Raw genomic sequence first — 17,909 nt, 5'->3', positions numbered from 1 at the left:
TGGTGCTACTTCGGCCATTTGCTGCAACTTCCTCCTCTATTTTGGCCGAACCTGCCACTACTTCGGACATTTCAAGCGGCTTCCTCCTCCATTTTGGCCGAACCTGCCAATACTTCGGACATTTCAAGCGGCTTCCTCCTCCATTTTGGCCGAACCTGCCACTGCTTTGGATATTTGCAACAACATCCACCCCCCTTTTGCCAAAACCGGCGTCTGCTTAGAACATAAAAAAAGCGCGAAAGCCACTGGAAGTGATTTCACGCTAAATTAATTTTTGGTTTATAAAACGCAATCCTATCGTAAACATGAAAGCTATTTAAAATAAATTAATTCAAGTTCCAGTTCTTGACCATCTCATTGACGATTTCAAAGGAGTTCTTGGAGGCGAGTTTCGTGAATTCCAGGAAGTTCACGTCTGCGGATCCATCTGCCTGGTCCGACATTGACCTGATGATCACGAATGGAATGCTGTTCATGCTGCATACCTGTCCAACGGCTGCCCCTTCCATTTCTGTACAATAACCATTAAGCTCTTCATGAAGGAATTTCACTTTTTCTCGATCGGCGATGAATTGGTCGCCAGATAAAATCCTGCCGCTGACGATTTTCTTGTCATCTACAATTTCTTTGCTCGCCTTAATCGCCAATCCCACTAGTCGCTCATCCGCTTTAAATACAGATACTTCTGTATAAGGGATTTCCCCTAGCTTGAAGCCTAATGCTCGTACGTCCATATCGTGCTGCACACAATCAGTTGAAACGACGATATCACCTATTTTCAGATCAGGGTTAACCGCACCCGCGACACCCGTAAATACAATATTGGATGCAGCAAATTCATCAATCAAAATTTGGGTACATACGCTTGCGTTAACCTTCCCTACCCCTGACTTACAAAGCACAACCTCATACTCGTTGAAAGTGCCGACATAAAAGGTGATGCCTGCTTTCTTTTTTTCTTCATAGTCTTTCATTGCGTCGAGGATATGCTGAATTTCTTCATCCATTGCGCCTATAATACCAATTCTGCTCATCAATCTGACCTCCGATATTCTTATTGAATATTTGATTTCCATGGATTGTCCTTCAAGGCTTTTTCGTAAAAACCATATAAAAAAATCACGAAAGGAGTTTTGACATTCTGTTAGCTTCGTAAAGTACTTTTTCTTCATCGATCGTTTTGAACTGACCATTATCTAGTATTTGTTTTCCCTGGACATAGACATCCTTGACATCCCGTCCAGATCCGGAATAAACAAGATGGGATACTGGATCATGCTTAGGGTAAAAGAATGACTGATTGGTGTTCACGACAATAAAATCTGCGTCTTTGCCAACTTCAAGCGATCCAATCCGTCTCTCGAGCCAAAGTGATTCTGCTCCCTGGATGGTCGCCATTCTTAAGGCTTGCTGTGCAGTTATTACAGTTGCGTCCCTGGCTACTCCTTTATGGATTGTCGCCGCAGCTTTCAGTTCTTCAAATAAATCCAGGTTATTGTTTGAAGCGACGCTATCTGTACCAAGGCTGATTGTAACTCCCTTTTCGAGCATTTTGCCAATCGGAGCGATTCCGCTGCCCAATTTGAGGTTGCTGATCACATTATGAGATACTTTCACATCTTTTTTTGCAAGGATTTCAATATCCTCGTCGCTCACATGGACAGCATGTGCCACCAATGATGGACGGTCAAAGAAACCAAGGTTGTCCAGGTGAACTACTGGTGATGCACCAAATTCCTCGATATTCTTCTCTACTTCAAATTTCGTTTCAGACATATGTGTATGCAGTGGTACTTTCAGTTCGACTGATTTATCAATGATTTGTGAGATATACTCTGGTGAGCAAGTATAAGGAGAATGTGGTGACAGCATAGTCGTAATACGGCCGCCTGCGCCATTATTCCAGCTTTTTGCAAAGTCCGCCGCTTCCTTAAGCTTGCTCTGGCGAAGTTCATCTGAACCAAAGCCAATCACACCGCGGCACAGTACTCCACGTATTCCTGCTTCCTCAACCGCCTTTGCGATCTCATCCATATTGTCATACATATCAACAAAAGTCGTTGTACCCGTACGGATCATTTCAAGAATAGAAAGCTTGGCTCCCCATTTTGCATGCTCAGGTGTGTATTTTGCTTCAAGCGGCCAAATCTTTTCCTCCAGCCATGTTTGCAAATGCAAATCATCCGCATACCCTCTCAGCAAAGACATTGGTGTGTGTCCATGCGTATTGACGAGGCCTGGGAGAAGAATATTGCCTTTTAAGTCTACTTTTTCATCATAAGAAGCAAAATCTTCAGGTGTTGCTCCCACATAAATGATTGTTTCATCTTCAATGCCAATAGCGCCATTTTCGATTACTTCATTATTTGTGTTACTCGTAACGATGGTGCCGTTATATAATAACTTTCTTGCCATATTAATCTCTCCTATGTAAAAACACTTGAGCATATTTGTACTAACTAGAATTCGGTGTAAAACGTTGAAATATGCCTATCGTTTTAATTTATCAAAAAATGTTTTATTTTTATAGAGAATTTGCTATTTTTATTTGTAAAGCACAATAGAGATCTATTTTAACAAAACTGCATGAAGGGAGCTAAATTAATGAATTTCCAATTCGATTTAATTGAAGATAAGGTTGAATTTTTTGAAGCTATCGATTTGAAAACATTGGAACAAAAAATCAATAAACAGATTGAAATCAATAAGGCGATCATGCTGACTGTCCATCATGTATCACATCAAATGCATTTAGATGACAAAGGAAGGCTGTTCTATTCAGCTGTTGTACACTTTAAGGTAATAAAATAAAGGGGCCATCTTCATGAGCCCCTCTAAAAAATCACATTATCTCTTATCATTTTCAATCAATTCTTCTACTTTAACTGGCTTCCAGCCCTGGCCGTCCACCCACTGTATCCAAACTCTGAATGTCTGGTCACTGCCCTTCTCAGAGATGGTTCCTACCGCGGTATTAGGCGCACCGCCATTTCCATTAAACCATACCGTCATATTATTCTTATCAATTCCTGTGGCATATGAATATGCAAGAATCATTTCCTGCCAATCAACCGCATTTTGGTCGAAAACGGTATTATGTTCTCCAGATTGGGTTGTGCCAACCGGCTTCCATTCGGGATTTTCAATCGTCTGTTTGACATTGGCATCACTGCCGCCTTCTGTCACGATTGGTTCAGCCAATTCCTCATCATCTGCAGATTCCTCATCTGCTTCTTCTGACTCGGTATCTTCTGCTGCACTATCGTCTTTTTCATCAGAATCTTTAATGTCATTCTTTTTGTCAGTATCTTTGCTGTCATCTTTGTTTCCTGAAGGGGCTGCGGCATCTTTTTCCGCCACGACATCGTTCTGTCCGGCTGCCCCTTCATCATTGCTGAAAAAAATGTTAAAAGAAACAATTCCAATCAACAAAATAACGACAACAATCAAGCTATTTAAAATAATGTTCGTTTTTCTGCGCTTGGATCTTATTCTTGAACGTGTCCCCTCATTTAGGTTGTCATAATCGTGCTTCAAGATCTTTCCCTCCCTTATAAGGTTGTCAACATTCTATCATGACTTGGGTCAAACTTGAAGGATTTTATATTCATCTAATAATGGTTTAGTTGTTTTCAGGACCATCAGCATGGTTAAAAGCGTACACCTCTTTCACTATATCCGCAAAAAGAGGATTCACCCCGCCTTCATTCTCCAGAACCCCTAAGTTGACAGTCACAAGTGCATACTTTGGTTTTTCATAGGGAAAATATCCAGCGAACCATTTATTGTGCAACTGCTTGTCTTCTTTGTATATTCCAGTCTCGGCAGTTCCCGATTTTCCTGCAACCGCATATGGCAAGTCCCTGAACCATCTGCCGGTACCTTCTTCATTCAGAACGACCTCTCGTAAAAGCTTTTGTAGCTTCATAGCTGTAAATGGTGAAATTCCCTCCCCTTCTAGCTTCTGTTTGGGGAATTCAGTCATTTTGGCACCATTTTGATACTGGATGGAGAAAACGGCCCTGACCATGTCTTTTTCTCCCCCTCTTGCGATTGTCGCCATCATGTTCGCCACGGCTAGAGGAGATACCCTCACTTCATGCTGGCCAATACCTGATAGCGCCGCAAAGTTTCGATCTTTCCTCGCCTCATCTGATAAAAATACCCGCCCATCTTCTTCATCTTGTAGCTGTTTGAAATCTTCTAGATGGAAAATGTGACCCTTCCATCCTGCACCGCCTGTGATGGAAAGCATCTCCGCGTATTTTTCGAGCATATTGGGGTCCTTTTCTTGCAGTTCCCTGGCTAGCTCCCCAAAAGTCCTGTTGCAGCTCACTGCAAAGCTATCAGTGAAATTGAGCAACCCATAGTCATATTTCAAATCTGGTTCCCCGCTGATCGTCTTGCTGCAATCGAACTTCCTGGCTGGATCATCGAGCCCATGATCAATTGCTGCTGCTGCAACAACCGTTTTAAAAACAGAACCAGGTATTTTCTGCTTGACCATCATATTTTCTGTTCCCTCTCCATTATAAGGGTTTACACGGTTGATGTCTGGCCTTGAAACCATTGCCAGTATGCTGTTCGTTTCAATATCCAGCAGCACGACGCCGCCTCTGTTGATGTTATGCTCGTCAACTTTTTCCTCAAGGAGTATCTGCAATTCTTTGTCTATCGATGTCTGCAGGTTGATTGGATAAAATGGATTAGCAGGGTCTATGTATTTTACATTGATCCCGAATAGTGGTGCCCCTGCCCCGTCGACATGATAAACCAGCTTTGATTTCCCTTCAGCAATTAGGAATTCGTCAAAGCTTTTTTCCAGCCCTGAGATACCGATCAAGGTCCTTGGCAGTAATTCTTTCTCCCCATACCTTGATTTCAGAAGCGATTCATTCTCACCTATAATACCCAGAAGCTGAGCAGCGGCATTTTCGCCAATGGATACTTTCGCTCGACAGCAAATACCCCGGGGATTTCCATCTCGTTAATAATGTCCATTTGATTCTTCGTCAAAATCATTGGATTCGGGTCACCAAAAGCAAATGGTTCCTTGGACTTTTCCACTGCGTTCTTCAAAGCGTATCCAGATACACCGATAGTTCTTGCGACCTTGTCAGCTTCCCAGTCCATTTTCTTTAAAAATGGAAACAGGACAAGCACAGACGAAGTTTCATAGGACAGGGGGGCTCCTGACCTGTCAAGAAAGTTCCCCCTGCCATTGTCAACGACCATTTCCTGCGATCTTTGCTTAACGCTTGCTTCTATTAAATTTATTTCATGCTTGGAAAAGGACTCTGTATCAAATAGCTGCAGCTGTGCCAGACGGAACATCAGCAGACCAAAGGCAGCTATACAAATGGAAATCCAGGCTATCATTCTTTTTTTGCGCATAAAACACCTCGTCAAAAGTGTTGACGAGGTGCAGATATTTCAAACATACGGTACTTACTTAATTGTCGTGATGCGAACGTTCATTTCACCGCCAGGAGTCTGGACAGTGACTTCATCTCCAACTTTCTTGCCCATCAAGCTCTTGGCAATCGGAGAGTCGTTTGAAATTTTGCCTTCAAACGGATCAGCTTCAGCGCTTCCTACGATTGAATAGGATTCTTCATCGCCATCAGGAAGCTCGACAAAAGTCACTGTGCGGCCAAGGCTGACTGCATCTGTGCTCAATTCGTCTTCCTGGATAATCTTCGCATTGCGGATCATATTTTCAAGAGTCGTGATACGGCCTTCAACAAATGCTTGCTCTTCTTTTGCTGAATCATACTCAGAGTTCTCTGAAAGGTCGCCAAAGCTGCGCGCGATCTTGATTCTCTCAACAACTTCTTTACGTTTTACCGTCTTCAATTGTTCCAATTCTTGTTCCAGCTTTTCTTTTCCTGCCTGTGTCATAGGAAAAACTTTTTCTGTAGCCAAAATACTTCACTCCTTCTAGTCTTCACAATTCCCCAAAAAATAGATTGTGTAATATTATATTATGTATCCTGAAAAATATACAGGAACGCGACCTTAACCAGGGCGCGCGATTTAAAAAGAGCCATTTAAGGCCATATATTTCTGTTTAGATAAAAGAAAGCACTTTATTCAAGTACTTCCATGTCCACATTATCTATGCTATTGTGTCACAAAAATGATTTTTGTTCAAGAATTGTTTGAATTTTTGTTACCATCAGGTCAACCGCCACATGGTTTTGGCCACCCTCAGGAATGATGACATCCGCATAACGCTTGGTCGGTTCGATGAACTGGTTATGCATCGGCCTGACAACTTTCACATACTGTTCGATGACTGAATCCATTGAACGGCCGCGCTCCTTGATGTCGCGAAGCAGCCTGCGGACGATCCGCAAATCTGCATCTGTATCAACATAGAGTTTGATATCCATCAAGTTGCGCAGCCTCTCATCTTCAAGGATCAAGATTCCCTCAAGGATTATGACGTCCTTTGGTTCAACATGGATAATTTCGCTCGACCTTGTATGGACAGCATAATCATATACTGGCTTATCAATCGCCTCGTGGCTGAGCAGCTTTTGGATATGTTCTAGCAAAAGGTCATTGTCAAATGCAAGTGGATGATCATAATTTGTCTTTAAACGCTCTTCCAATGGCAGATGGCTTTGGTCTTTATAATAGTAGTCTTGTTCGAGCATCAAGATTGATTGGCTTTTAAAGCAATCGTAAATCGCTTTCGTTACACTAGTCTTTCCTGAGCCGGAGCCGCCGGCTACACCAATTACAACAGGTTTGCGGTCCATTAATTTACTTCTCCTTCCGCATCATGTTATTTGGGTAGACAGGCTTGTCCATCTTGAACTTGACGATTTGCAGCGGGTGGCGGGCTACACCCAGCTCATTGCCATCTTCATCCCAAATCTTCTCAACGACATGAGTGAAGTTCTCGATTTCTGGTCCGAAGAATTCAACCTCATCGCCTGGCTTGAAGTAGTTTCTTTGCTGAAGTGTTACCATTTGCGTCTCAGCATCGTAATCAAGCACAAGTCCGGCAAAATCGAAAGTTGTCTTTTTGCTATGGTTTCCAAACATTTGCTCTTTATACCCAGGAACTCCCTCAAAGAAGGCAGTTGCTGTCTCACGATTCGCACATTTGTCCAGTTCTTCAAGCCATTCCTGCTTGATGACAAAGTTCTCAGGGTCTGCGCAATAAGCATCAATCACTTTGCGGTATACACTGACTACCGTCGCTATATAGTGGATCGACTTCATGCGGCCTTCAATTTTCAAGCTGTCTATTCCGAGCTCGATCATGCGTGGAATCGATTCGATCAGCTTAAGATCCTTTGGGCTCATCGCAAATGGAGAATCACCTTCAGCAAACAAGGCGTTTTCTTCATTTCCTTCAAGTGTGTACAAGTCATAGTCCCAGCGGCAAGACTGGCAGCAGCCGCCGCGGTTAGAATCACGTGCTGTCATGTGATTGCTCAAGGTACAGCGGCCTGAGTATGCAATACACATTGCTCCATGGATGAAGGTTTCAATTTCGATATCTACTTTTTCCTTAATTTCCTTAATTTCATCAGCACTTGTTTCACGCGCAAGAACAACACGCTCAAGACCTTCTTCCTTCCAGAACTGGACAGCCTTCCAGTTTGAAAGAGATTGCTGTGTGCTTAAGTGTACTTCAATTTCTGGAGCGACCCTGCGGCAAGTTTCGATGATCAGAGGATCAGCGACGATGATGCCGTGCACGCCAGCTCCTTTCAATCCTAACAAATAGTCTTCGAGCCCATCGATGTTTTCATTGTGGGCAAAGATGTTCGTTGTAACATAAATTTTTGCTCCGTATTTTTTGGCGAACTCGACGCCTTCCTTCATTTCCTCAAAAGTAAAATTATCGGCGTTTGAGCGCAATCCATACTCTTGACCGCCAATAAAGACGGCATCTGCACCATAATGTACCGCTATCTTAAGTTTTTCAAGATTACCGGCTGGCGCAAGCAGTTCTGGTTTCTTCACGATAACACGCTTCCCGTCAACAATTTGCGAGATTTTATCTGCTAGTGCTGTCATTACGCAACCTCCTCATAGTTCTTACTGTTAATAAACCGTCTCTTTGAAAAAGAAACCTGTATCCAGTGGGCGGTTTGACGGCTGCAGTTCTTCCGCTGCTTCAAGCAAGCCGTCTTTTTCTTCGTCATATTGATCTGGGTCTTCAACAGCCAAATCAATGGCTTTGCGATAAAGCTTTGTAACTTCCAAAATATATTCAGAGCTCTTCAGGATGCCGTCAATTTTAAAAGAATCGACACCTGCTTCCACAAGCTCCGTTAGTTCATCAATAATGCAAATATCGTTAGGACTCATGATATGAGTGCCATTTTCATCCTCGAAAATAGGGTATTTATTTTCTCGCTCTTTATCATGAAGGAACATATTGCGTTCTTTTTTGCGGTTCTCAACTTCAAGCGCTTTGCCTTGGTATTCAAAGTAATGTCCGAGCAATGGGCGTTTGGATTGGAACATGTTCATCATCGTGTACCTGTACTTCGATTTCAACCTCGGCATTTTCCTTGATCTCAACAATAGCGTCCATATTGATTTCCCTTGCAAGGACCGCACGCTTTGAACCCTTCCTGCCCCAATAGTTGCAGGTATACCAGTTTGTTCCCGTTGTTTCCGTGCTCCAATGAAGCTTCACTCCCGGTGCATATTCCTTTGCGGCCATCAGTACTGCCGGGTCACCGAAAGTGACTCCGTCGACATGGACATCCTTAAGGAAAGTCAGGTAATCACCAAGCAAGTCCACTTTTTCATTGTGGAACAGCGCATTCATAGCGACATATACTTTCTTGCCTTTTGAATGTGCCAGTTCGATTGCCTGCTTTACGTCTTCACGGTAAAACTCACCAGCGAGCCGCAAGCCGAATTTCTGTTCACCAATCAAGAAAGCATCTGCTCCCGCCTCCGCCAGTGGAATAATATCCTCAACACTCTTTGGAGTTACCAATAATTCAGGTTTATTCAATCCGTTCACCTCTTCTTACTAACCGCTATCCCGTCGCCTATCGGCAGTATAACAGTATCATACTCCTGATTGGCAGCAAGCCAGCGGTTGAATTCGTCTATTTTTTTAACCAGGCTGCGAAGTCTTCTGCTATCTGCTTCCTGATTATATACAAGTCCCCTAAAAAGGATGTTATCAGTAATGATCATCCCTCCTGGTTTTAAATACCTGGAGTACAATTCAAAAAAGCGCTTATACTGCCCTTTGGCCGCGTCAATGAAAATTGTGTCAAACGGACCATGGCCTGCAGCTTCCTCTTCAAGTTCAAGCGCATCTCCACTGATTTGTATAATCCGGCCCTGCATGCCAGCCCTCTTTATATAGTCAACAGCAAGATTGAACCTTTCCTCATCGCGCTCCAAAGTAATTATCTTTGTTTCCGGCAAAGCCAATGCCATCCTTAGTGCAGAATAGCCAATCGCCGTCCCTACTTCCAGAATCGCTTCTGGACGTTGGATTCGCAAAAGCTGGAGCATGGTTTCAATTCCTGCCGGTTCCATGATTGGAACTCCATTTAGGCGGGCATATTCCTCCATCTCTGCAAAGAGGCCATTCCTGGGTTGTATAAGAGAATCTATATAACTTTGCAAATCTTGACTAAGCAAGCTGCATCACCTCTATTTAAAGGCCAAATATCAGCCAGAGTAGATATATTGAATGGCTGTCAAAGCATGAAAAAATAGCGCTCACAGGTTTAGAGAGAACACCGCCAGGCATATGCCATACAGGTCCATAAGCTAAAAAAGCTACAACTCCTACTTCTGCAATGCACGCTATCAAATAAATCGTGGCTCCCACACGGAGCTTACGCTAGACAGTAACATTACTATTAACTATAGAAAAAAACACTTGAATTATTTTATCACAATAAGAAGGGAAATGCTAATCTTTCTGCATTTCCCTTTTATTTACTGTTATTTTTTATTGGTTATGTGTTCGTTCACTTTTCGATTATGCTCCGCAAGCGTTTTAGAAAATAGAACATCTCCAGTAGATGTTGCAAGGAAATACATATCATCCGTGTCGGCAGGAGCCAGGACAGCTTCAATCGACATTACCCCTGGATTGGCGATTGGTCCCGGCGGCAGCCCCTGGATTTTATAGGTATTATATGGATCATCAATTTCAAGATCCTTGTAGAAAACCCGATCTTTATGTTCTCCGTGGGCATAAAGTACAGTCGGGTCTGTTTGCAGCATCATACCTTCTGCCAGGCGATTATAGAAAACGCTCGCGATTTTATCGCGGTCAACTTTTTCAGTCGCTTCTTCTTCAATGAGCGATGCCATCGTCATCAATTCATGCGTCGTCATTTCTCTTTCTTCCATCTGCCTCTGAATTCACCGAGGACTTCCTTCGTCTTAGTCAGCATGATAGTAACGATTTCCTCGACCGTGGGCTTTTCAGAATAAAAAGGATAAGTTGCCGGGAATAGATAGCCTTCTAGAGGATACTTCACATTTTCTTTTAAAATGTCTTCCGTCAGAACGTCTGGATATCTTCCCATCATTTTCGTGATGAACTCTTTATCGTTCAGCTGTTTAAAAATCTCTTCTTCGTTTTGCTGTGTTTTTTCCGCGATAATTCCAGCGATTTGCTTCAGCTGCTTTCCTTCGGGAATGGTAATTTTCATAACCACTTCCTGCATGACTTTACCAGTCTTCAAGCTCGTAATTATCTCCGGAAGTGTCATGGACGGATTCATTTTGTAATCCCCGGCCATAAAACCTGCTTCATTTTTAAATTTCACATAATATTTGAAGACCCTCGCATCCCGGATGACACCGTTCTCCTCCAATATCTTTCCGATTCCTGTAGTAGAGGAGCCGATCGGGATATTGACATCGATTGTCTTCTCGCTGGATGCATCTACCGGCTTAAGGGCTTCTTTTATATAATAATATCCGCCTCCGCCAACTGCACCGATGAGCAGGATACCAGCGATTGCCGTGATGAATACAATCTTTCTGACAATTCTTGCTTCCTTTTGCTGTTCGACCAATCTCTCAGCAATCAGCTTCTTTTTATCTTTTTTACTATTTTTTTCGTCAGACATAACTTCCCCCTCCAGTTAACAATGCTGATTTCCTGGATACTCTCTATTTTCACATCTCGAATCATTATACTATATTTTTAATTTCTATTTGCAAATAATTACGAAAAAATACCCTGAACGACAAACAAACCAAAATTTCGACAGCAAGATTAAAACGTGTGATAACACAAGTTGGTGCCTTTTGCGGGGGAGATTGCTGTCAGGAAGGCCCATTGAATTTATCTATCGGACACTTTTCTAAGATTCTCCTCCCTGTTTGTCCGATAGAGCCTTCCTATCGGACACTTTCCTGAGATTCTCCTCCCTGTTTGTCCGATAGGCCCTTCCTATCGGACACTTTCCTGAGATTCCGCTCCACGTGTGGCCGATAGAGCCCTCCTATCGGACACTTTTCAAGGAATATACCCTTTGTTGAAAAAATAAAGGACCAGGCATCCTACGCCTGGTCCAAATGGATTGTTCTATTCTTCGTCTTGCTCTGCAAGGAATGTTTCCAGCATTTCTTCGATCATGTCCCATTCTTCGTCTGTTTCGATTGGCATTAGTTCGCCATCTTCGTTGTCTTCTGTAGGAGTGAATGCTGATGCGTGAATTTCGATTTCTTCGTCATCGTTATCCTCTGCACCTACTGGATAATAAAGCACATATGACTTGCCGAATTCTTCGGAATCAAATGTGAAAAGTACTTCACATAGTTGTTCGTTGCCGTTTTCATCTACTACTGTAATGTTGTTTTCGCCGTGGTCCATTGTAGTCACCTCAATTTAATTTTGGCTGTTTAGATAGCCTTGTAGAATCATCACTGCAGCCATTTTATCAATGACCTTTTTCCTTTTCTTGCGGCTCATGTCTGCCTCGAGCAAAACCCGCTCTGCAGCCACTGTCGTCAGACGCTCGTCCCAGAGGATGACAGGGACGCCGAACCTTTCCTCCAATTCACGGGCATAGAATTGGCTCGCTTCTCCGCGTGGCCCAATTGTGCCGTTCATATTTTTAGGCAGCCCGACGACAACTTTGCCGACTTCGTACTCTTTTATTATTTTACCTAATTCATCGAAACCAAACACATTTTCTTCTTCGTTGATTTTCAATGTTTCAAGTCCTTGAGCGGTCCATCCAAGCTCATCGCTCAGCGCAATGCCGACTGTTTTTGAGCCGACATCCAGTCCCATCGTACGCATTTATTTCCCCTCTCGGTGGTTCCTTAAATAGGATTTGACCAGTTCCTCGATAATTTCATCCCGTTCCAGCTTGCGGATGATATTGCGGGCATCCCGATGACGGGGAATATAGGCCGGGGCGCCAGAGAGCAAATAACCGACAATCTGGTTAATCGGGTTATAACCCTTTTCCTGCAATGCTTCATACACCTGCAGCAGGACTTCATTGGCGTCATGCTCAAAAGGCTCTTCGGGAAAATTAAATCTCATCGTCTTGTCAAACGAGCTCATCGAATGCACCTCTCTCTCAAAAAAATAGCCGGTAAAATTTTCTTCAAGTTAACTTCATTCTACACTACTTTACTTTTATATCAAATTGATTTTACCCATTCTTCGGCAAATTGAAGCGCATTGTCGAGTTTTGATGGGTCCTTCCCGCCAGCCTGGGCCATATCCGGACGACCTCCGCCGCCTCCGCCGCAAATCGCGGCTGCTTCCTTGATCAGCTTTCCAGCCTGGTACCCTTGCTTGATCAGATCATCTGTCACTGCAGCAATCAGATTCACTTTGCTGCCGTCGGTCATGCCGAGGAGGATGACAGCAGAACCTAGCTTTTGCTTCAAGTCATCAGCCATATTACGCAGGCTGTTCATATCCGCAACCTGAACGCGGGCTGCAAGCAACTGGACACCATTCACTTCTTTGACCTTGGAAGTAAGGCTTCCTGCTTCAATATTACCCAATTTTGCTGATAGAGATTCATTTTCTCGCTGAAGCTGTTTCATTTCAACAAGCATGGAATCAATTCTGTTCGCTACTTCCTTAGGAGAAGTCTTCAATTTTGCTGCAGCACCTTTCAGTATGCTGATTTGATCATTTAGTACCTTGTAAGCTGCTTCGCCAGTTACAGCTTCAATCCTTCTTGTTCCTGCACCGATGCCGCCTTCGGATACAATTTTGAATAATCCGATGACAGAAGTGTTAGGAACATGGCAGCCGCCGCAAAGCTCAAGGCTGTAGTCACCAACTTTTACAACACGGACAATATCGCCGTATTTTTCACCAAACAGCGCCATCGCACCCATTGCTTTTGCTTCAGCAATCTGCTTGAAGCTAGTCTCAACCTGGATGCTCCTCCAGATTTTTTCATTGACGATTGCTTCTACTTGTTCAAGCTCTTCAGCAGTCACCTGACCAAAATGAGAGAAATCGAAACGCAATCTATCAGGCTCGACTAGTGATCCTGCCTGGTTTACGTGACCACCCAGCACATCCTTCAATGCCTGGTGGAGCAAGTGTGTTGCAGTATGGTTCTTGATAATTCTCGCACGGTTATCCTGGTCAACTCTAGCTGTCACTTCAAGACCTTTCGTAACTGTCCCCTCTTCTACCACGGCATGGTGAAGGTTTTGTCCGTTAGGAGCTTTCTTTACGTCCTTGACTGATAGCTTCACGCCATTCGCTTCGATTGTTCCCTTATCAGCGATCTGGCCTCCGCTTTCTGCATAGAATGGTGTAATATCAAGGATGAAATGAACTTCATCTCCAGCTTTCGCTTCTTCAACAAGCTCGCCTTCCTTGACTAATGCAACAATCTTGCTGTTTGTATCAAAATTATCATATCCAACGAATTCGCTGTTTTCTTTGATATCGCCTAAGATACCGCCTTGCACCTGCATGGAACCTACATCAAGTCGTGCAGCACGAGCTCTTTCACGCTGCAGCTCCATTTCTTTTTCAAAGCCTTCATGGTCGACTTTCAAGCCTTCTTCTTCCGCATACTCTTCTGTTAATTCCACCGGGAATCCATATGTGTCATAAAGCGGAATACATCCTCGCCCTGCAGCATGCCGCTGCCTTTTTCCTTCTCCTTCTTGATCAACTCAGAAAGAATCGCAAGTCCTTCATGAAGTGTTTCATGGAAGCGGTCTTCTTCGTTCTTGATGACCTTCTGGATAAAGTCTGTCTTTTCTTTTACCTCTGGATAGAAGTCATGCATGATTTCACCGACAACCGGTACCAGTTCATACATGAATGGACGGTTGATGTTCAGCTTCTTCGCATAACGGACAGCGCGTCGCAGCAATCTCCTAAGAACATAGCCGCGACCTTCGTTTGATGGAAGGGCACCGTCACCGACAGCAAATGCAACAGTACGGGTATGGTCAGCAATTACTTTGAACGCTTCATCCTTCTCCTGGGACTGTCCGTATTTTTCACCGGAAATTTCTTCAGTCGCATTCACGATTGGCATGAACAGATCTGTTTCAAAGTTTGTAGGAACGTCCTGGACTACTGAAGCCATGCGCTCTAGTCCCATGCCTGTATCAATATTTTTCTTCGGCAGTGGAGTGTAAGTTCCATCCGGGTTGTGATTGAACTCGGAGAACACAAGGTTCCAGACTTCTAAATAACGGTCATTTTCTCCCCCAGGTATAATTCCCGATCTTCTGGGTCATTGCCGTATTCAGGTCCTCTGTCATAGAAGATTTCCGTGTTTGGACCACTCGGACCTTCACCGATATCCCAGAAGTTCCCTTCAAGGCGGATGATTCGCTCTTCAGGAACACCGACTTTTTCTCTCCAGATATTGAAAGCTTCATCGTCTTCAGGGTGAATGGTCACGGATAGTTTTTCTGGATCAAAGCCGATCCATTTTTCATCCGTAAGGAATTCCCAAGCGAATTCGATTGCTTCCACCTTGAAATAGTCGCCAATCGAGAAGTTCCCGAGCATCTCAAAGAACGTGTGGTGGCGCGCTGTCTTGCCGACATTTTCGATATCGTTCGTACGGATTGATTTCTGCGCGTTTGTGATCCGTGGATTTTCCGGTACGACACGGCCGTCAAAATACTTTTTCAGTGTTGCAACACCGCTGTTGATCCAAAGCAGGGAAGGATCATCATGCGGTACAAGCGACGCACTCGGCTCGATTGCGTGGCCTTTTTCCTTAAAATAATCAAGATACATTCTTCTGATTTCAGCACCTGTCAGTTTTTTCATAAAACTAACCTCCTAAACCCAAGTGAAATTTAAGCTTTCAGGGATTTTAGGCAACAAAAAAAGCCCTCATCCTGGACAGGGACGAGAGCTTGCTCGCGGTACCACCCTGATTATGGACACAAATACGTGCGCCCATCTCTCAAAAACGCTTTAACGCAGCTGCTACGGCAGGTTTTGCCTGCACTCCGGAATAGCCTTCTGTTATCCTTCATCGGGAATTCTTGCAGCCTGGGAATCCCTCTCTGGACGATGGTCTATAACATACTCGTTCCTTCTACATTTTTCGAATTATTAATCTATAGCCGAATTATATATAGCTCCTTGCACTTTGTCAAACGACTTGGCAAAAATTTATGATGGACGCTCTTTCTTTCTTTCAAGTATGATATGGTCTTTTGCATGAATCAATGCCGCCCTTAATACCACGAGGACAGGAACAGCAAGAATCAATCCAAGGATGCCGCCAACCTCTTCCCCTGCCAGCAGTGCAAACATGATCATCAGGGGATGCATGTGCAGGCTTTTCCCGACAATCAGCGGAGAAAGGATATTTCCCTCGAGGAATTGCAGGGAAAAAACAATCACAAGTGAGAGAATCACCATTTTTACAGACATAGTCGCCGCAATGATCACGGCCGGAATAGCTCCAATGATCGGGCCGAAATAAGGAATCACATTCGTTATCCCGACACTCGCTCCAAGCAGCAGCGAATACTTTATGCCTGCCAGCCAAAAAAACAATGAGGATAAAACACCAATTATGAGACATATGAGCAGCTGGCCGCGTATATAGCTGCCCAGTGATTTATCGACTTCATGCAGGAACTTAGTCCCTGGCTGTCTCCACTGCCGTGGGGTGAGATACCACGCTGTTTTTTTCAAGACATCGAAATCCTTCAGCATGTAAAAAGCAATAAACGGAATCACTGCAATCGTAAGGATGGAATTAATGATATCCATCAGGAACGTCATCGTACCTGCGAGCACACCATCAAGCCATTGCTCCATTCGAGTAATTCCATCTTCGATTCTTTCGTGTATACCTGCCGGCCATCTTGAAGTCTGGTCAACAATATTATTGACCATTTGTTTATACTGCTCCGCGAAATATGGGGCATTTTCGGCAAGGTCACCCAGCTGGTGAATCAGCGCCGGAATCCCTTTGTAAAAAGCAAAGCCTGCTCCGCCAAAGAACAAAATATAGATTATCAAGATAGAAACTCCACGATGAAGCCCTCTTTGGTGAAGAGCCTCAACTATAGGATGCAGCAAATATGTAATGAACGCAGCCACGGAAAAAGGCACAAGCAGTGAAACCAATACTTCTAAAAATGGAACCCATATGGACTGTAATTTTATGAAAACGAATAGAACAATGAATAAAAGGAGAAGAAACCCAAGCCGGTAATACCATTTCATCTGGATATTCATCATCTTCACTCTCCTTCCTGTTTATTCTTGAAAGAAAGGTAGTGGATTATGCATTTTTATCCTTGTCTGGATATTGTTTAAGCTGTCCTCTACGATTTTTATAGCGAAAAGTTTATTTTTATAGCGAAAAGTTTATTTTTATAGCGAAAATCAATTTTTTATAGCGAAAAATTCTTTATTATAGCGGAAAACGAATTTTTTATAGCAAATTGGAAATTTTCAGCGTTTTTTTCCAATTTTACATTAAAAATCCCTTGCGAATACGCAAGGGAATAATCTGATTATCCAAATTAGAATAAAGCTTTCGTCATTTTCCTGCCAAGCTTCTTCATTTTCCTTCCAGACATCATATTGTTGTTGGAAGCATAACTGTAAGCTGCCATACCAGCGCCAAGAGCGATTACGGAGGTTAACATTTTATTCATGTGCTACACCTCTTCGATTTATTTTATATGCCGTATTGACGTTGATCTTCTTCAAATAAATCATCAAGTGAGCTTAATGTTCCATCTTCTTCGACTTGATGGGTATGGATCAAACCTTTGTTCAGAGACAGTTCGATGAAGCAATTCCAGCAGTAATATTGGTTGATGCCAATTTTACCGATATCCTTGCTCCTGCAATTGGGACAACTTAACATAGGGACACCTCATCTCGATTTTACAGTGACGACGATGGCATCCTCTCCGATTGCAGGTGGACCAGTGGTCTTTATGACACGCTTTCCATTCGCTATATCCGAAAAAAAGCCATCCGTTAATTCGTACCCTACAATCGTGCCCAATTCTTCCAGGAAATATACATCCTCCAGCAAGCCGAGCTGTTCACCTTCTTTTGAAAGAAGTTTTTTACCGGCAAGGCTCTGATTATGTTCGAATGTATACTCCGGCTCTGTCTCCAATTTATCCAAAGCTGACTTGTCCTTCACCATGACTCCATCTTCACCAAAGGATGAAACCTGTTCAACTTTCACCTGAAACGTTTTCTTGATGAACGCACCCTTTTTTACAAGTAAGCCTACTACGCTTCCATGGCCAGAAATGCTTACATCACAAACTTCGCCCAGTTTTTGCCCACTCGCCAATTCATATACAGGCAGTCCCTTTAAAAGTGAAAATGTCCGCAAAAGTGTGTCCCGCCTTTCCCGAACAATCTTAGTTTCCACCGCTTCGCTTAAAATCATGTGGTGTAAGGATTTCCATGGAAAATGAACAAAAAGCGCAAG

The 17,909-nt window shown here is 43.4% G+C and carries 16 protein-coding genes, 4 pseudogenes and 1 other annotated feature; of the genes and pseudogenes, 1 reads left to right on the top strand and 19 read right to left on the bottom strand.

From position 1 onward, the window contains the following. Positions 1-326: 326 nt before the first annotated feature. Positions 327-1,034 (bottom strand): 5'-methylthioadenosine/adenosylhomocysteine nucleosidase, encoded by a 708-nt coding sequence (locus JCM21738_RS17220; RefSeq protein ID WP_023627212.1) that lies wholly within the window; start codon positions 1,032-1,034, stop codon positions 327-329. 85 nt (positions 1,035-1,119) lie between these two features. Continuing rightward, the gene (locus JCM21738_RS17215) at positions 1,120-2,415 is read right to left on the bottom strand and encodes an amidohydrolase family protein (protein ID WP_023627211.1); all 1,296 of its coding nucleotides are present in this window, start codon (positions 2,413-2,415) and stop codon (positions 1,120-1,122) included. Between the two features lie 189 nt (positions 2,416-2,604). On the opposite strand from JCM21738_RS17215, the gene JCM21738_RS17210 reads away from it, so the two are divergent. Further along, on the top strand, positions 2,605-2,811 hold the full coding sequence (locus JCM21738_RS17210; RefSeq protein WP_023627210.1) for a YrzA family protein: 207 nt from the start codon (positions 2,605-2,607) through the stop codon (positions 2,809-2,811). A 36-nt stretch (positions 2,812-2,847) separates the two neighbouring features. On the opposite strand, the gene JCM21738_RS17205 is transcribed toward JCM21738_RS17210, so the two are convergent. From JCM21738_RS17205 to JCM21738_RS17135, 17 genes and pseudogenes are all read right to left on the bottom strand, one after another. Further along, entirely contained in the window at positions 2,848-3,537 is a 690-nt protein-coding gene (locus tag JCM21738_RS17205) for a YrrS family protein (RefSeq protein ID WP_023627209.1), read from the bottom strand. An 85-nt stretch (positions 3,538-3,622) separates the two neighbouring features. After that, positions 3,623-5,394, bottom strand: a pseudogene (locus tag JCM21738_RS17200) (peptidoglycan D,D-transpeptidase FtsI family protein). Positions 5,395-5,448: 54 nt separating this feature from the next. Then, positions 5,449-5,925 (bottom strand): transcription elongation factor GreA, encoded by a 477-nt coding sequence (gene greA / locus JCM21738_RS17195; RefSeq protein WP_023627207.1) that lies wholly within the window; start codon positions 5,923-5,925, stop codon positions 5,449-5,451. A gap of 206 nt (positions 5,926-6,131) precedes the next feature. After that, positions 6,132-6,767, bottom strand: a complete 636-nt coding sequence (gene udk / locus JCM21738_RS17190; RefSeq protein ID WP_023627206.1) for a uridine kinase — start codon at positions 6,765-6,767, stop codon at positions 6,132-6,134. A gap of 4 nt (positions 6,768-6,771) precedes the next feature. After that, positions 6,772-8,040 (bottom strand): peptidase U32 family protein, encoded by a 1,269-nt coding sequence (locus JCM21738_RS17185; RefSeq protein ID WP_023627205.1) that lies wholly within the window; start codon positions 8,038-8,040, stop codon positions 6,772-6,774. Positions 8,041-8,067: 27 nt separating this feature from the next. Further along, a pseudogene (locus JCM21738_RS17180) lies at positions 8,068-8,995 on the bottom strand (peptidase U32 family protein). A 5-nt stretch (positions 8,996-9,000) separates the two neighbouring features. Further along, positions 9,001-9,534 carry an O-methyltransferase gene (locus JCM21738_RS17175; protein WP_023627203.1) on the bottom strand — a complete coding sequence of 178 codons (534 nt, stop codon included), beginning with the start codon at positions 9,532-9,534 and terminating at the stop codon, positions 9,001-9,003. 414 nt (positions 9,535-9,948) lie between these two features. Then, a pseudogene (gene mltG, locus JCM21738_RS17170) lies at positions 9,949-11,090 on the bottom strand (endolytic transglycosylase MltG). Positions 11,091-11,551: 461 nt separating this feature from the next. Continuing rightward, positions 11,552-11,839 carry a DUF1292 domain-containing protein gene (locus JCM21738_RS17165; protein ID WP_023627201.1) on the bottom strand — a complete coding sequence of 96 codons (288 nt, stop codon included), beginning with the start codon at positions 11,837-11,839 and terminating at the stop codon, positions 11,552-11,554. A gap of 15 nt (positions 11,840-11,854) precedes the next feature. After that, the gene (gene ruvX, locus JCM21738_RS17160; protein WP_035209736.1) at positions 11,855-12,271 is read right to left on the bottom strand and encodes a Holliday junction resolvase RuvX; all 417 of its coding nucleotides are present in this window, start codon (positions 12,269-12,271) and stop codon (positions 11,855-11,857) included. Next, complete coding sequence (locus JCM21738_RS17155; RefSeq protein ID WP_035209733.1) at positions 12,272-12,541, bottom strand: IreB family regulatory phosphoprotein; 270 nt, start codon at positions 12,539-12,541, stop codon at positions 12,272-12,274. Between the two features lie 80 nt (positions 12,542-12,621). Further along, a pseudogene (gene alaS, locus JCM21738_RS17150) lies at positions 12,622-14,642 on the bottom strand (alanine--tRNA ligase). 14 nt (positions 14,643-14,656) lie between these two features. Beyond that, positions 14,657-15,253 carry an alanine--tRNA ligase-related protein gene (locus JCM21738_RS26835; protein ID WP_256360210.1) on the bottom strand — a complete coding sequence of 199 codons (597 nt, stop codon included), beginning with the start codon at positions 15,251-15,253 and terminating at the stop codon, positions 14,657-14,659. Positions 15,254-15,327: 74 nt separating this feature from the next. Next, positions 15,328-15,539 (bottom strand) — a binding site (T-box leader). 65 nt (positions 15,540-15,604) lie between these two features. Beyond that, positions 15,605-16,684 (bottom strand): AI-2E family transporter, encoded by a 1,080-nt coding sequence (locus JCM21738_RS17145; RefSeq protein WP_031308358.1) that lies wholly within the window; start codon positions 16,682-16,684, stop codon positions 15,605-15,607. A gap of 290 nt (positions 16,685-16,974) precedes the next feature. Next, complete coding sequence (locus JCM21738_RS23505) at positions 16,975-17,109, bottom strand: YrzQ family protein (RefSeq protein ID WP_023627195.1); 135 nt, start codon at positions 17,107-17,109, stop codon at positions 16,975-16,977. A 23-nt stretch (positions 17,110-17,132) separates the two neighbouring features. Next, positions 17,133-17,324: a YrzR-like zinc ribbon domain gene (locus JCM21738_RS17140; protein ID WP_023627194.1), complete on the bottom strand. Its 192-nt coding sequence runs from the start codon at positions 17,322-17,324 to the stop codon at positions 17,133-17,135. Between the two features lie 9 nt (positions 17,325-17,333). Next, positions 17,334-17,909 (bottom strand): PRC-barrel domain-containing protein (locus tag JCM21738_RS17135; protein ID WP_439646009.1); only part of this gene is annotated, 576 nt, incomplete at its 5' end.

The organism is Mesobacillus boroniphilus JCM 21738 (genome assembly GCF_000517385.1).
In the GTDB taxonomy this organism is placed as follows: Bacteria; Bacillota; Bacilli; order Bacillales; family Cytobacillaceae; genus Mesobacillus; species Mesobacillus boroniphilus.
Note: the sequence above shows the minus strand (reverse complement) of the source record. Positions and strands in the feature narration are given on the sequence as shown.